A 12,757-nucleotide genomic window follows, 5' to 3' on the forward strand; every position below is an offset into this window, starting at 1 on the left:
CGATTCCGACGTCGCCCGCGAGCCATGAGCGCGACCGCACGCGGGCACTGCATTTTGTGCCATGGCTTCGAAAGCGGCCCGGACGCGACCAAGGTCACCGCGCTGTCGGCGGTGGCCGAAGGCCTGGGCTGGACGCAGGAACGTCCCGACTTCACCGACCTGGATGCCCGGCGTGACGTGAGCCGGCTGGGCGATGTCGCCGCGAGGTTGCAGCGCCTTCTCGAGATTGCGCGACCTGCCGCCGCGCGCGGGCCGCTGGTGCTCGCCGGGTCGAGCCTGGGCGCATGGATCGTCGGGCAGGTATCGCTGCAGGTGCCGGTCGCTGGATTGTTCCTGATGGCGCCGCCGATCGCACTGGATCCCTCGCATCCGCTGGAGGCCGCCGCCGTGCCCATGTCCATCGTGCATGGATGGGACGATGAACTGATCCCGGCGGCGCAGGTCATCGACTGGGCCCATGCGCGGCGTGCGCGACTGTTGCTCGTCGACGATGGCCATCGCCTGTCGGAGCATGTGCGCACCAGCGCCGAGGCATTCGCTGCGCTGCTGGCAACGGTCGCGTCATGAAATTCTTCGCCAGTTGCGGCAAGGGCCTGGAATACCTGCTCGCCGACGAGCTGGTCGCCTTGGGCTGCAAGCGCGCGACCGCAGCGCTCGCAGGTGCCAATGTCGAAGGCGACCCGATCGATGCCCAGCGCGCGGTGCTGTGGTCGCGACTTGCAAGCCGCGTGCTGTGGCCGATCGCCGAATTCGATTGCCCCGACGAGCATGCCTTGTACGCCGGCGTGGCCGCCATCGAGTGGACGGAGCATCTCGCCAGCGGACATACCGTGGCGGTCGATGCGCACGTGTCGGGCGATGCGATCACGCACGCGCGCTACGCGGCGCAACGGGTCAAGGATGGCGTCGTCGATGTCATGCGCGCACGGACCGGCGCGCGGCCGGATGTCGACGTCGAAGCGCCCGACCTGCGCCTGAACCTGGTGATCCGCAAGGGCAGGGCGATCGTGTCCATCGACCTGGGCGGCGGGCCGCTGCATCGGCGCGGCTGGCGGCAGTCGCAGGGCGAAGCGCCGTTGAAGGAGAACCTCGCCGCGGCCGTTCTGCTGCGTGGCGACTGGCCACGACTGTATGCAGAGGGCGGCGGCTTGCTCGATCCGATGTGCGGCAGCGGCACGCTGCTGATCGAAGGCGCATTGATGGCGGCCGACGTCGCGCCGGGCCTGATGCGCCAGGGAGGTTTCCTGCCGACGCGCTGGCTCGGCTTCGATACGGCGACCTGGCAGCAACTGCGCGAGGACGCGCAGGTACGCAAGGTCCATGGCCTGGCCGCATTGCGCGGCGATTTCCATGGCAGCGACAGCGATCCGCATGCGATCCGCGCCGCGCGCGACAACGCCGACATGGCGGGCGTCGGCGGCAAGATCCACCTCAAGGCCATCGACGTCGGCGCACTGCCGCCGCAGGTCAATCCACGCGGACTGGTGGTCTGCAACCCGCCTTACGATGCGCGCCTTGCGGCCGACCCCGCGTTGTACCGCGCGCTGGGCAATGCCCTCAGGCAGGCAGTGCCCGGCTGGCGTGCGAGCCTGTTGTGCGGCGATGCCGAACTCGCCCGCGCCACCGGACTGCGCGCCGGCAAGAAGTACCAGCTGTTCAACGGCGCGATCGAATGCACGTTGATCGTGGTGGACCCGGTCGCACCGCCACAGCGTGAGCGCGAGGACGCCACGCAGCCGCTGACCGAAGGCGCGCAGATGGTGGCCAACCGACTGCGCAAGAACCTGCGAAATTCCAGGCGTTGGCGCGAGCAGGAGCGCGTCACCTGCCATCGCGCCTACGACGCCGACCTGCCGGAATACGCGGCGGCGATCGACGTCTATGTCGCCGAGGACGGCACCGACAGCGATGCGTCGGCGCGCACCTGGCTGCACATCCAGGAATACGCCGCACCAGCCGACATCCCGGAACCATTGCAGCGCCGGCGCCTGCAGGAACTTCTCGCCGCCGCGCGCGAGGTCTTCGGCATTCCGCGCGAACGCATCGCCTTGAAGACGCGTAGCCGCGGCAAGGGCGGCAGCAAGTACGCGCGCGAAGACCGGTTCGACACCCGCGGTGAATTCATCGTCGTGCGCGAAGGCGATGCGCGCCTGCGCGTCAACCTGTTCGATTACCTGGACACCGGGTTGTTCCTCGACCATCGACCGCTGCGACTGCGGATCGCCGAAGAAGCGGAAGACACGCGCTTCCTCAACCTCTTCGGTTACACCGGCGCGGCCACCGTGCACGCGGCGGTCGGGCGCGCGCGGCAGACCACGACGGTGGACCTGTCGGCAACCTACCTGCAGTGGTGCGCCGACAACCTGCGGGAGAACGGCGCAGGCGGCACGCGCCACCGGCTGGTGCAGGCCGACGCCGTCGCATGGCTGCAGGCGGACACGGGCGAATACGACCTGATGTTCTGCGACCCGCCGACCTTCTCCAATTCCAAGCGCGCCGAGGACTTCGACGTCCAGGCCGAGCACGTGCGCCTGCTGCGGGCGGCGACCGCGCGACTGGCCCGCGATGGCGTCCTGTACTTCTCGAACAACTTCCGCCGCTTCCGCCTGGATGTCGAAGCCGTGGCCGGGTTCGCCCGCTGCGAGGACATCAGCGCGCAGACGATCCCGCCCGACTTCGCCCGCAACCCGCGCATCCATCGCTGCTGGCGCCTGCAGCGGCTCGACGCTACGGTCCGCTGACGCTGGGCGCTGACGCCATCGCGTTAACGCCGGGGCTGCAATCCTGCGTTCCGTGGATGGCGCTGGTGTGGTCGAGCCGGCGTCCCGATCTCTTGTCGATCGCACACCCTGAGGCCCCGAACAGCATGGACACCAACAGCCTGGATACCAACGGCCGTGACATCGCATCCAGCCAGGCGCGGCTCATCCGCAAGTTGCGGGGCATGCCGGCCTCCGACGGCGCCGGGGTCAAGCTCACGCGCGTGATCGGGACGCCGCAACTGGACATGCTCGATCCGTTCCTGATGCTCGACGAGTTCGGCACCGATCGTGCGGAGGATTACCTGGCCGGTTTCCCGGACCATCCGCATCGCGGCTTCGAGACCGTCACCTACATGCTCGACGGGCGCATGCGGCACAAGGACAACCACGGCAACGAAGGCCTGCTGGTGCCCGGGAGCGTGCAATGGATGACGGCCGGTCGCGGCCTGGTGCATTCGGAAATGCCCGAGCAGCAGGAAGGCCGTATGCGCGGATTCCAGCTGTGGGTCAACCTGCCTGCCAGCGACAAGATGGTCGAGCCGCGCTACCAGGAGTTTCCGCCGGACCAGATCCCGGTGGTGCGTCCTGCCGACGGCGTGCAGGCGAAGGTGATCGCGGGGCGTGTCGGCGATGTCGTCGGGCCGATCCAGCAGCCCGCAACGCAGCCGCTCTACCTGGACATCACGCTGGCGCCAGGCGCGCGCTGGGAGTCGACGGTCCCGGCGGGGCACAGCGCATTTGCGTATGCGTTCGAGGGTTCGGTGTCCATCGGCGAGGGCGCCGATGCGCGCGGCCTGGATACGCACGAGCTGGGCGTGGTCGGCGGCGGGGAACAGTTCGTCGCCAGCGCAGGTAAGGACGGCGCGCGCTTCCTGCTCGTCGCCGGACGGCCCATCGGCGAGCCGGTCGCACGACACGGCCCGTTCGTCATGAACACCCGCGAGCAGCTCATGCAGGCCTTCGTCGATTACCAGGAAGGCCGCTTCTAGGGCAGCCGGGTACTCCCGCTTGCCTGGCGTGATCGCGCGAAGCCGGGCTATTGGCCGGCGACGCGTTCGCCGTTGTCGAAATGCATGCCACTGACCAGCGCGAAGCCCGCGTCCAGCGCCTGGCTTGACGGTGCCTGCAGCCACACATGGACGCTGCGACCGTCGGCCAGTTGCAGCAGGGTTTCGCGCGCCTGCGTACCCGGTTTCTGCGCCAGTTCGGCGCGATACCAGAACACGTCGTGGCCATCGATCTGGCCGCGCTCGGCGCGGTCGCCGCGTTGCGGCTCGAACGTCGGCTTGCTCGAGATCACCAGCCCGAACGCCTCGGACCCATCCGGGCGCAGCGCGCGGCACAGCTGGATGTCGCCCGTGGGCTGGTCCACCCACGACAGCCCGGAGTCGGCGGGCAGTTGCGGGCAGGCGGTCGATTGCTGGGCCTGGGCCGTCGCGGCCCCCAGCAGGGCCAGCGCCACGGCTGACCGGAACAGCGTCTTCGTATTCATGAATCCCCCTTGGCCGTCGCTTTGTCTCCGGCCCTTCCGACCTTAGGCCAGATCACGGACCTTGACAATCCCGGGGATTTGCGGCTTGGGAGCCCGGCGTCAGGGAGCGTGCTCGATCCGCAGTTGCGCTTCGGGTGCATCGCCGCGAGCCAGCGACACCAGCACCAGCGTGCGCTCGCCCAGGACCTGCTGCTTGGCGCCCTTGCCGGTGTGCAGGGAAAAAGCAGTCATCCCCCCGCCGGCCGGCTTCCACTCGAAAGCAACCTCGGCGTCACCCGCCCAGATGCACTGCACGCCCGGCGGGCACCGCGAGTCGTTGACCACGCGCAGGTAGCGCAACGCGCTGTTGTCGGCCAGCGTCACCGATTCGCCCGGATGCATCGCAAACGACTGGCCATCTTCAATCACGGGACCTCCCTTGCTGCCGCCGGCCGCTTGCGTCGTGCAGGCGGACATGACGACAAGCGCACACGCGGCGATGGTGGATCGAGTCGGGGTACGCATCCGCATTGAAACATCTCCCATGTTGGTTCGGTACGTGGCCGGGGCTGGTGGCTCACGACACTTCAGTGGCAAGCGTCATGACGGCACTATCCGTCGGTCGGTGTGAAGATCGGGACCACACTGGATTGGCATCGCGGACCAGCAGCGACACCGACCCAACATGTGAATGGTCAGTCCTTGCCGTTGTCAAAAACGAGGTCCATGGATTGGCGGAACGGAACCTGGTTCCAGCGCTCCAGCAGCGCCAGCGCCCTGTCGTACAGCTGTGCGCGTGGATCCATGCCGCTGAAATCGAATGCCGGCTTGCCACGAGCGGCGCTGGCGGAGTTCACCCCATCGAGGAAGGCATCCTGGTCAAAGCAAGCGCTCCACAACTGCGTCTGCAACGCTTCGACCACGGCTTCGGCCTGGACAGCTTCTGTCTCGACACGCTGGTTTCCCGGCTCGTGCATGGCCTGCATGACGAAGCTTGCATCGGCGCCGGCGGCCACCAGGCTGAGGAATCCGTGTTGCAGTGGGAGCGCTGATTCGACGATGTAATGCACAAGATCATGCGGAAGCGTGCCCTGGCGCGGCATGTCCGTCCGCGTTTCGCTGCCGTCGTCGCGGATGAACCGCAAGCGGTCGTACTTGTCGGTCCTGCCGGATTTTTCCGCGATCAGTCTCATGCAAGCACTCCACCGCCGAGCAACCATGCCAGCCCGATGCAGTTGAAAACAACAGTGGCCCAGAAGACGTTCTGGAACGCCGCCTTGCTGGATTTGTGCCGGAAGACATCCTGGGCTACCAACGCACCCGGCCAGCCGCCCAGCAGCGCAACCAGGTGCAGGCTGCTCTCCTGTATGCGCCAACGATTGTTGACGGCGGCGGACTTGTCGATGCCATAGAGCAGGACGGAGAGAAGGCTCAGTGCACCGTATGCGATCGCAACGATCGTCGGGAGCTTGCCGAAGAGCCAGCCAAGTGCGATCGCGAGCAGGAACGCGACGGCGATGGACTTCCGCGGCGTTCGCGTGCGATGGGCAGCCTCGCTCACCGGCTTGCCGACGGCGGGTCGGACCCCAGCTGCACTGAAACGGCCCTTCTCGTCGCGCCGCAATTCGTAGGAGATGAGCATGCCCGGGACCGGTCGACTGGATGGCCGTTCAAAGGAGCGGATATGCACGAAGGCGCGATCACCGCCGCCATTGGGCGTGACGAAACCGAAGCCTCTTTCATCATTCCATTCGCCGATGCGTCCGACATATCGCATGCAGGGTGACGACTCCATTGAAGTAGCAGGGTTTCCGAAGCAAGTGGGTTGGCCGCGAATGCGTCGTCAACGCATTCGCCCAGCCTCGGCCCGGACACTGAATCACTCGCGCCGAGTCGGGTGTTGCTTCTCGTTCTGCAGCTCGATCCGGAGCTCCTCGGTTTTGCGTTGACCCCATGCTTGCCCGACTGTCATCGCCTCGCTCATGACGGCGGGCAGTTCCTTGAGCATCCGCTGCCCAGCGGCGGACTGGTAGAAGGCCAACGTCGCCTGCAGATCCGCGGTCGAAAAGTGACGATCGTAGATCTTGATCAGCTCTCCCTGCACCTCGTCGACATTCATCTTGGCAGCCAGTCGATCCCATATCACGGCATCAATCTCCGGATGCGCCTTCTTCTGCGCGTCGAACAGACGGGACATGACCTGTTTGGAGACGTTGACGGCGCCGGTCACCTCCAGGAGCTGGTGGATGACGACAACTTTCTGCGGGTCGACAACCGTGCCCTGCGCAGGGGTTTGCTGGGCAGGAGCCTGTTGCGCGGAAACGACGCCGCTGAGCAGCAGAAGACATGTTGCCAATACCGTGCTGGAAATTTTCATCGCCGTTGACTCCCCTGGAAAATGCCTGATGCCCGGATGGATGCATCATCGCGTAACCGTGCGGCCTCGATCAAAACCCCGCTGTCATTGTGCGACAAGCGACTGGAGGCCTGGTGCCGCCATGGTTGGAGTGAACTGCACGAGCTCATAGGCGGCCACGCCATGGATGTGGAAGGGGTCCTGCGCGAGGATGGCCTGCAACTCCCGTGCAGATGGAGCGTTCGCCAGGATCACCCCGCCGGTGCGCGGCTCCCTGCGGCCGGACAGAAGAAACGTGCCCGATGCATAGTGTCGATCGAGGAATTCGCGATGCGCGGCAACGTGCTGGTCGACAGCATCAAGTGACTTCGTATAGGTCAGCACGACGACAAACATGACAAGGCTCTCCTCGGACCATGCGGTGGCGGGCAGCGGGGGAAGTTACAGCGATCCGCGCGGAATGTCAGCCGCCGCATTCGTCGAACGCACCAAGCGATTGCTCGCTCGTCGTCAACCGCTCGCACTGCCTGTCCAACTGCTCATATTCCCGCAGGAACGCCGAGCGAAAGGCGAGGTATGCCCCTTCGTCCCGCCATCGATCAACCGTCACGTATCGGCCGGCCGTGGATCGGTCTCTCAGCAGGAGGGTCTCGATGTAGCCGGGCGAACGCCGGAACAACCGGGCCCACGTACCGTCGGGCCCATAATGCTGCTCGAACTCAGCCTGCAGCTCGGGCGCGACGTGGAATTCCCACGCGTAGGCGTAGTGCCCGCTCATGTCGCTCGGCTTGGTCAGCGCGATGCGCCAGCTGGAACTAGAGGCCGCGAACGCGACATGCAAGGAGCAGCAGCCCGAAGCCGACGATCCATGACCATGTAGCAAACGGCTCGGGAATCCTGGCCAGCCCGAAATGGGCAGCCAGTGCCACGAGGAACAGGACTAGCGAGACGACCCAAACAGCCATCGTTGGAGCCTTGCCGGAGTTGCGCATGTGGTTTTCCTTGGTGGAGAAACGGTTGATGGAATCCTCGATGCGATGCCGGGGCCGAACTGCCCTGCGGCCAGGCCCTTGGCATGAAGAGGGGGCGCCTCCTGCAGAAAGCACTTCCCTTGAACGAGCAATCAGATCCAGTCGTGCGCCATCGCATACAAGGCAATGTAATTGACCACGCTCAGCGCGGCGCCACCGAAGACGATGGCCTTTTGCGCGCCCGTATAGTGCTCCATCGTCTGTGGCACTTCCACGCCGTACCTTGCCTTCAACGCTTCCTTGTCCACGGGCACAAGCAATGCCATCAGGCCGACGAACAGGATCATCGGGAAGATGATCGCCCCGGGCTTCCAGATATCACCGTAAGTGTGCGCAACATACCAACCGTTGACCGTCAGCCCTCCACCGACCAGTACACACGAGAGTCCCAGCAAGCGCATCTTCATCTTTGAAGCCATGGTCTCTTCCCCCGTTCTGACGCATGAATCCACACGAACCGCGTTTGCGGTGGCAATGGAAATTCAAAGCACGACCTTGGAACGCTGTTGCCACCACGACGCGATGGGCCGGAGCGTGTGGTTGATGCTGAGTCCCAGCCGCGTGTTGTTGGCTCCCCGCCCGGACGATACCCGATGGCTGGTGTTGAAAGCCAACGGGGACGATGGTGCAGCGCACAAGCTTGGCGGTGGGTCTGCCTGCTTCATTTGAAGGACGCGGCAGGTGAACTGCCAAGCCAAGCCTTGGGGCTTGCTGAAGAGGTGATCGGGTCGAGTGCTGCTGTTCCGCGCGAGTCCGGATCAAGCCCAGCCGGCGTAGGAGCCCAATGACACATCCAGGCTACTGGCACTCGTTCCTGTTCTTCTCGCTGCCGCCGTCAATGCGGAGATCGAAAAAACTGCCAGCGCCAACTGCCGTAGGGATAACGCCCTGAATCAAGCCTCGCCGCGAAGCGCATCGGCTTGAATGAATTACCAGGCCTGCATGCGTGGGCTACGGAAGCTTGAACTTCCGGGTCGCACGCAAAGGCCAGATTGAAGTGAAGTGGGCACCACCCACCAGTCGAGATGCGGCAGAAACGCCCTGCAGCATTCCCCGGCTTTCCAATACGCCCTTCAAACGCCGAAAAGAATGCTTTGGGTCCGGCGTGATCACGAACAGGTTGATCTCCTTGGCGTTGATGTCGTATCCATCCAACGCCGCCGATTCCCCAAGTACTTCCTTCAATTCGTCCTGGATCGTCGCAAGGAAGTTCTCGTCTTCCTGCGACTTGCGCCAAAACTTGATCACTAGCTGGTAATCCATCTCTTGATTGTAGGCCAAACGCCTAGATCAAGCCGAGCCGCGAAGCGACTTGAATGAATGGTCAGACCGCAGATCGCTCCTGCCCATTTGGTGGTTCCCAAAGCTCGACCTTGTTGCCGTCAGGATCGATCACCCACCCAAACTTGCCTTGCTCCGAGCTCTCGGTCTTGTCCACGACATTGCACCCTTCAGCCTTGAGGACTGCGAGCAGCTCATCAAGATTCTCCACTCGGTAATTGATCATGAATGAGGCAGAGCTGGGCTGCATGTAGTTCGTGTCCTGGGCAAATGGGCTCCACACGGTCATTCCAGGCTCGCTACCCTCTCCGCCCCAATTGAAAAGAGCGCCGCCCCAGTCGGTAACGTCGAGGCCCAAGTGGTTCTTGTACCAGGCGCTCAGGGCTTTCGGATCCGCAGACTTGAAGAAGATGCCGCCGATGCCGGTCACACGCTTCATGGGAGATCCTCGTGGGTCGCTACGACAGCTTGATCTGCGGCCTACCACCTGAATCAAGCCGAGCCGCGGCGCGGCTGACATGGTTAGAGGAAGGTATATACGGTAACGAAACCAGCGAGAACAAGCAGGGTTAGAGAAAGAAGGAAGGTAATATCTATTACGTCTGTCCAACGAGCAAGCTTTGGCGAATCGACGTGTCGAAGCGCGAAGAATGTCATGAAGCAAACAAAGACGAACCCAAGCGATGCGAATAAAAACATGTCGTCTGCAGCACTCGCGATTTTAGTGCTCGTAATCCGCAGGTTCACGATGCCGACGAGCGCTAAGCTGATGCCCGCCATCGTCCCGCTTGTGGACAGGAGCGATAACAGCATCTGCAAAAGAATTTTTGGATCACGAATATTCTTCAGCATGGCAGCTAACCTGGGTGAAGCCGAGCCGCGAAGCGGCTTCGGCTGAATGAATTGCCAGGCCCTACCCGCCGTAACCACGGCGAGCAACGCTGCCACAGCAGCTCCGGGATAGCGATGGAAATGCTCGGGAGTTGCCGGCATTTCGCTGTGGGGCCCAACACCTGAATTAACTTGCGAAGCGGGTTCGGCTTGAATGAATGAATTGTCAGGCCTTTCTCACAAGTAGTTCGAGAAAACCGCTTTGCGGAGCAGCCGGAATGGCAGGTCTTGACTTGGATCGGCGTTGCACATGCAAGCAACGGTTGTGCGAGTTGGAACGTGAGTGGCCAGGTACGCCGAAAATCCGCTCACAAAACCATTATGCAATGCAATAACCCCGTGGTCCTTCGTGGACCTGTCCAGCATGAGTCCGTAGCCATAGCTCGTTTCCCCCATGTTGTCATCATTGGGGTCGAATCTACCCTTTGTTATAGGGCGACCATCTTTGAGCTGGGCCGGTTCCATGAGGGCGTTGCGTGACTCAGCGGACAAAAAATCCCCATTGAGGAGAGAGTGATGCCAACGGCAGAGATCATCTGCGGTGGTTCTGATTGCACCGGCACCACCGGTTTGCTCGATAGGGACGAAATCGGCATTTACGAATGGTTTCCCGCCAATTTGTGTTCCCGTGTAACCAGAAGCTCGGTTCGTTACGACTTCAGAGTGAGTGTCGAATTCGGTGTGCGTTAGGCCCAATGGTTCAAAAATGATTTGATGCGCGGCTTTGGCTAGCGACTGCCCTGTAACAGACTCTACGACTGCGCCGAGCAAAATGTAGTTCGCATTGCTGTAGAGCCACGCTGTTCCCGGATGGAAGTCATAGAGGGGCTTTTGAGCCGAGATATGCTTGGCCAGCTCTAATTGTGTGGTGGGCGATTGGGAAAAACTGCCTTCCTGCTCTTCATGAACCCCTGCCGTTTGGTGAATAAGTTCGAGCAAGGTCGGGGCTTCCTTGCCTTTGAAGAAGCTGAGGTGCTTTTCTAGGCGATCGTTCACCGAGAGGTGGCCTTCGTCCTGAAGCTTCGCAATTAGCGCCGCTGTGAATTGTTTGGTGATGGATCCTGCGCGAAAAATCGTGGATGACGTAACAGGAGCAGCTGTCTCAAGATTGCCTAGTCCACGCACCACTCCTGCTGCTGGCGTGCCATTTTTCCACACGGAAATTTGGATGCCAGGGGTGACCATTTTCTTGATGGATTGATCGGCGATGCTGGAAATGGCAAGCCCCAGTGATCGATCAATCGATGCAGCCAGAACGGCTGTAGGTATAGATGCCGCTAGTACTGACGCGCCTGTGCTCTTCAAGAACATGCGACGGTTCATTGAACTCCCCAAGAAAGGCCTAACACCTGAATTAAGCCGAGCCACCCTTGAACCCGTATGGAGCTAGCGAGCCACGAAGCGGTTTCGGCTTGAATGAATTGTTAGGGCGCACTCTAGAAGACAAGAACCTTGTCTGCGAGAGCTGTCTGCGAGGCGAGCTCGTCCATGGTGCTGCGAGTGGAGCCATCTAACAGGTCACTCTCCAGCAGGCCTCTGGCATCCAAGCACGTACCACAAAGCAAAACGCTGCCTTTTTGAACCACTCTGCGCAGCATCCGCTCAGTGTTGTAGTAGCCGTCAGGAGTCTTTTGACCTGCTTTGGCTGCTGATACTGCATCGGCCATCAAGAATACTGTCACGTCATGATCATTCTTGATCAGCGCATGTGCGAGACGCAGAGCATTGTATAAACGCTCAGTGCCGTAGGGAGGGTCATTAATGATGATCAGTGTCTTCACTCTGGGGTCTCCTATTAACGCCAATGCGCCCTAACGCCTGAATTAAGCCGAGCCGCGAAGCGGCTTCGGCTTGAATGAATTGTTAGACCTCGCAGGTTAACAAAGTAAGTGCAACACCTGCGGTGCCCAGAGAAGAAGGGGCGAGCTGGCAGACTGCAGGGGATCACTCCGGGAAGAGAAGATCCTTGAAGTACTGCCAGCTCACCGAGGCGGAACGATACACCCTGTCCGTACTGAAGCGGGAAGGGCGCTCGCTCCGCGCTATTGCCCACGCATTGCAGCGCAGCCCGAGCACCATCAGCCGTGAGGTCAGGCGCAATGCGACCATTGACCACAACCGGCCGCGCCCGCTGTATGTGCCAAGCAAGGCGCACGAACACGCCAATGGTCGACGCCGACGCAGCCGCCGGGTGAAGCACCACGCGGCGGAGGTGTATGCCCACGTTGAAGAGCTTTTGGGCGAGGAGCAATGGAGCCCGGAACAGATTGCCAGCCAGTTGGACGAGCAACTGGGCGTACGGCTGAGCCACATGACGATCTACCGCCATGTGCGGCGCAACCAGCGCCAGGGCGGACGGCTATACATGCACCTGCGGCAGGGTGGAAAGCGCCGGCGCAAACGCACCCATGGCCCCGAAAAGCGCGGGAAACTGGCCAACAAGCCCATGATTGATACGCGCCCACAAGCCGTCGAGGCGCGCGAAGAGGTTGGTCATTGGGAAGGCGACACGGTGATGGGTGCAGCCGGCGAACGGGCCTGCCTATTGACGCTGGTAGAGCGCAGTACCGGCTATGCCGTCGTGGCGTGGTTGCCGCACCGCACCGTGTTGGCGGTGAACCGCGCGGCCGTCCGTGCGATCGGCAACAGCGGCCTGCCGTTCAAGACCATCACCTGGGACAACGGCACCGAGTTTCACGGGTACCGGGAGCTCGAGCAGGCGGTGGACGTGCAGTGCTACTTTGCCTACCCACACCATCCGTGGGAACGGGGCAGCAACGAGAATTTCAACGGCTTGCTCCGCCAGTACTTCCCGAAGCGCAAGAGCCTGGCGCGCGTTCGTCAGGCCGACTGCGACAGAGCCACAACCAAGCTCAACCAACGACCGAGAAAGCGCTATGGCTACGAAACGCCAATCCAACGACTCCAGCGGTCAGGGGTGTTGCACTTGGAGTGTTAATTCACC

General features: G+C 62.3%; 16 protein-coding genes and 1 pseudogene. 4 read left to right on the top strand and 13 right to left on the bottom strand.

Annotation, left to right across the window (positions count from 1 at the left end; genetic code table 11):
• Nucleotides 1-24 precede the first annotated feature (24 nt).
• The 3 genes from GST15_RS12640 (at nucleotide 25) to GST15_RS12650 (ending at nucleotide 3,751) form a co-directional block, all read left to right on the top strand.
• Complete coding sequence (locus GST15_RS12640) at nucleotides 25-567, top strand: alpha/beta hydrolase (RefSeq protein ID WP_159017667.1); 543 nt, start codon at nucleotides 25-27, stop codon at nucleotides 565-567.
• Complete coding sequence (gene rlmKL / locus GST15_RS12645; protein WP_159017668.1) at nucleotides 564-2,741, top strand: bifunctional 23S rRNA (guanine(2069)-N(7))-methyltransferase RlmK/23S rRNA (guanine(2445)-N(2))-methyltransferase RlmL; 2,178 nt, start codon at nucleotides 564-566, stop codon at nucleotides 2,739-2,741. Before GST15_RS12640 ends, rlmKL begins: the two co-directional genes overlap by 4 nt.
• A gap of 203 nt (nucleotides 2,742-2,944) precedes the next feature.
• Nucleotides 2,945-3,751 carry a pirin family protein gene (locus GST15_RS12650; RefSeq protein ID WP_425482247.1) on the top strand — a complete coding sequence of 269 codons (807 nt, stop codon included), beginning with the start codon at nucleotides 2,945-2,947 and terminating at the stop codon, nucleotides 3,749-3,751.
• A 47-nt stretch (nucleotides 3,752-3,798) separates the two neighbouring features.
• On the opposite strand, the gene GST15_RS12655 is transcribed toward GST15_RS12650, so the two are convergent.
• The 13 genes and pseudogenes from GST15_RS12655 to GST15_RS12715 all read right to left on the bottom strand — a co-directional run bounded on the left by GST15_RS12655 (nucleotide 3,799) and on the right by GST15_RS12715 (nucleotide 11,573).
• Entirely contained in the window at nucleotides 3,799-4,254 is a 456-nt protein-coding gene (locus GST15_RS12655; protein WP_159017670.1) for a hypothetical protein, read from the bottom strand.
• Between the two features lie 99 nt (nucleotides 4,255-4,353).
• On the bottom strand, nucleotides 4,354-4,662 hold the full coding sequence (locus GST15_RS12660) for a hypothetical protein (RefSeq protein ID WP_159017671.1): 309 nt from the start codon (nucleotides 4,660-4,662) through the stop codon (nucleotides 4,354-4,356).
• 467 nt (nucleotides 4,663-5,129) lie between these two features.
• Nucleotides 5,130-5,426: pseudogene (locus GST15_RS12945) on the bottom strand (hypothetical protein); the annotation flags it as partial.
• Entirely contained in the window at nucleotides 5,423-6,010 is a 588-nt protein-coding gene (locus GST15_RS12670; protein ID WP_159017673.1) for a DUF1294 domain-containing protein, read from the bottom strand. The gene GST15_RS12670 and the pseudogene GST15_RS12945, both read right to left, overlap by 4 nt.
• A gap of 102 nt (nucleotides 6,011-6,112) precedes the next feature.
• Complete coding sequence (locus GST15_RS12675) at nucleotides 6,113-6,610, bottom strand: DUF2059 domain-containing protein (RefSeq protein ID WP_159017674.1); 498 nt, start codon at nucleotides 6,608-6,610, stop codon at nucleotides 6,113-6,115.
• An 84-nt stretch (nucleotides 6,611-6,694) separates the two neighbouring features.
• Nucleotides 6,695-6,985: a YciI family protein gene (locus GST15_RS12680; RefSeq protein WP_159017675.1), complete on the bottom strand. Its 291-nt coding sequence runs from the start codon at nucleotides 6,983-6,985 to the stop codon at nucleotides 6,695-6,697.
• A gap of 67 nt (nucleotides 6,986-7,052) precedes the next feature.
• Nucleotides 7,053-7,367, bottom strand: coding sequence for an antibiotic biosynthesis monooxygenase family protein (locus GST15_RS12685; RefSeq protein ID WP_159017676.1), 315 nt, complete (start codon nucleotides 7,365-7,367; stop codon nucleotides 7,053-7,055).
• Between the two features lie 345 nt (nucleotides 7,368-7,712).
• Nucleotides 7,713-8,027: a hypothetical protein gene (locus GST15_RS12690; RefSeq protein ID WP_159017677.1), complete on the bottom strand. Its 315-nt coding sequence runs from the start codon at nucleotides 8,025-8,027 to the stop codon at nucleotides 7,713-7,715.
• A 544-nt stretch (nucleotides 8,028-8,571) separates the two neighbouring features.
• Nucleotides 8,572-8,883 carry a hypothetical protein gene (locus tag GST15_RS12695; RefSeq protein ID WP_159017678.1) on the bottom strand — a complete coding sequence of 104 codons (312 nt, stop codon included), beginning with the start codon at nucleotides 8,881-8,883 and terminating at the stop codon, nucleotides 8,572-8,574.
• Nucleotides 8,884-8,944: 61 nt separating this feature from the next.
• Nucleotides 8,945-9,340, bottom strand: a complete 396-nt coding sequence (locus tag GST15_RS12700; RefSeq protein WP_159017679.1) for a VOC family protein — start codon at nucleotides 9,338-9,340, stop codon at nucleotides 8,945-8,947.
• Nucleotides 9,341-9,423: 83 nt separating this feature from the next.
• A complete protein-coding gene (locus tag GST15_RS12705) occupies nucleotides 9,424-9,894 on the bottom strand; it encodes a hypothetical protein (RefSeq protein ID WP_159017680.1) in 471 nt (156 codons plus the stop codon).
• Nucleotides 9,895-9,969: 75 nt separating this feature from the next.
• Nucleotides 9,970-11,103: a serine hydrolase domain-containing protein gene (locus tag GST15_RS12710; protein ID WP_159017681.1), complete on the bottom strand. Its 1,134-nt coding sequence runs from the start codon at nucleotides 11,101-11,103 to the stop codon at nucleotides 9,970-9,972.
• Between the two features lie 125 nt (nucleotides 11,104-11,228).
• Nucleotides 11,229-11,573, bottom strand: coding sequence for a DsrE/DsrF/TusD sulfur relay family protein (locus GST15_RS12715; RefSeq protein WP_159017682.1), 345 nt, complete (start codon nucleotides 11,571-11,573; stop codon nucleotides 11,229-11,231).
• Between the two features lie 185 nt (nucleotides 11,574-11,758).
• Here GST15_RS12715 and GST15_RS12720 point away from each other — a divergent pair, with 185 nt between their 5' ends.
• Nucleotides 11,759-12,751: an IS30 family transposase gene (locus GST15_RS12720; RefSeq protein ID WP_159017683.1), complete on the top strand. Its 993-nt coding sequence runs from the start codon at nucleotides 11,759-11,761 to the stop codon at nucleotides 12,749-12,751.
• Nucleotides 12,752-12,757: the final 6 nt, after the last annotated feature.

This window comes from Cognatiluteimonas profundi, assembly GCF_009792795.1.
In the GTDB taxonomy this organism is placed as follows: domain Bacteria; phylum Pseudomonadota; class Gammaproteobacteria; order Xanthomonadales; family Xanthomonadaceae; genus Cognatiluteimonas; species Cognatiluteimonas profundi.

Coding starts and splice junctions, on each gene's coding strand:
- GST15_RS12640 (WP_159017667.1), top strand. CDS start 25: ATGAGCGCGACCGCACGCGGGCACTGCATTTTGTGCCATGGCTTCGAA.
- GST15_RS12710 (WP_159017681.1), bottom strand. CDS start 11,103: ATGTTCTTGAAGAGCACAGGCGCGTCAGTACTAGCGGCATCTATACCT.
- GST15_RS12705 (WP_159017680.1), bottom strand. CDS start 9,894: ATGCCGGCAACTCCCGAGCATTTCCATCGCTATCCCGGAGCTGCTGTG.
- GST15_RS12670 (WP_159017673.1), bottom strand. CDS start 6,010: ATGCGATATGTCGGACGCATCGGCGAATGGAATGATGAAAGAGGCTTC.
- GST15_RS12675 (WP_159017674.1), bottom strand. CDS start 6,610: ATGAAAATTTCCAGCACGGTATTGGCAACATGTCTTCTGCTGCTCAGC.
- GST15_RS12655 (WP_159017670.1), bottom strand. CDS start 4,254: ATGAATACGAAGACGCTGTTCCGGTCAGCCGTGGCGCTGGCCCTGCTG.
- GST15_RS12685 (WP_159017676.1), bottom strand. CDS start 7,367: ATGAGCGGGCACTACGCCTACGCGTGGGAATTCCACGTCGCGCCCGAG.
- GST15_RS12690 (WP_159017677.1), bottom strand. CDS start 8,027: ATGAAGATGCGCTTGCTGGGACTCTCGTGTGTACTGGTCGGTGGAGGG.
- rlmKL (WP_159017668.1), top strand. CDS start 564: ATGAAATTCTTCGCCAGTTGCGGCAAGGGCCTGGAATACCTGCTCGCC.
- GST15_RS12650 (WP_425482247.1), top strand. CDS start 2,945: ATGCCGGCCTCCGACGGCGCCGGGGTCAAGCTCACGCGCGTGATCGGG.
- GST15_RS12700 (WP_159017679.1), bottom strand. CDS start 9,340: ATGAAGCGTGTGACCGGCATCGGCGGCATCTTCTTCAAGTCTGCGGAT.
- GST15_RS12695 (WP_159017678.1), bottom strand. CDS start 8,883: ATGGATTACCAGCTAGTGATCAAGTTTTGGCGCAAGTCGCAGGAAGAC.
- GST15_RS12680 (WP_159017675.1), bottom strand. CDS start 6,985: ATGTTTGTCGTCGTGCTGACCTATACGAAGTCACTTGATGCTGTCGAC.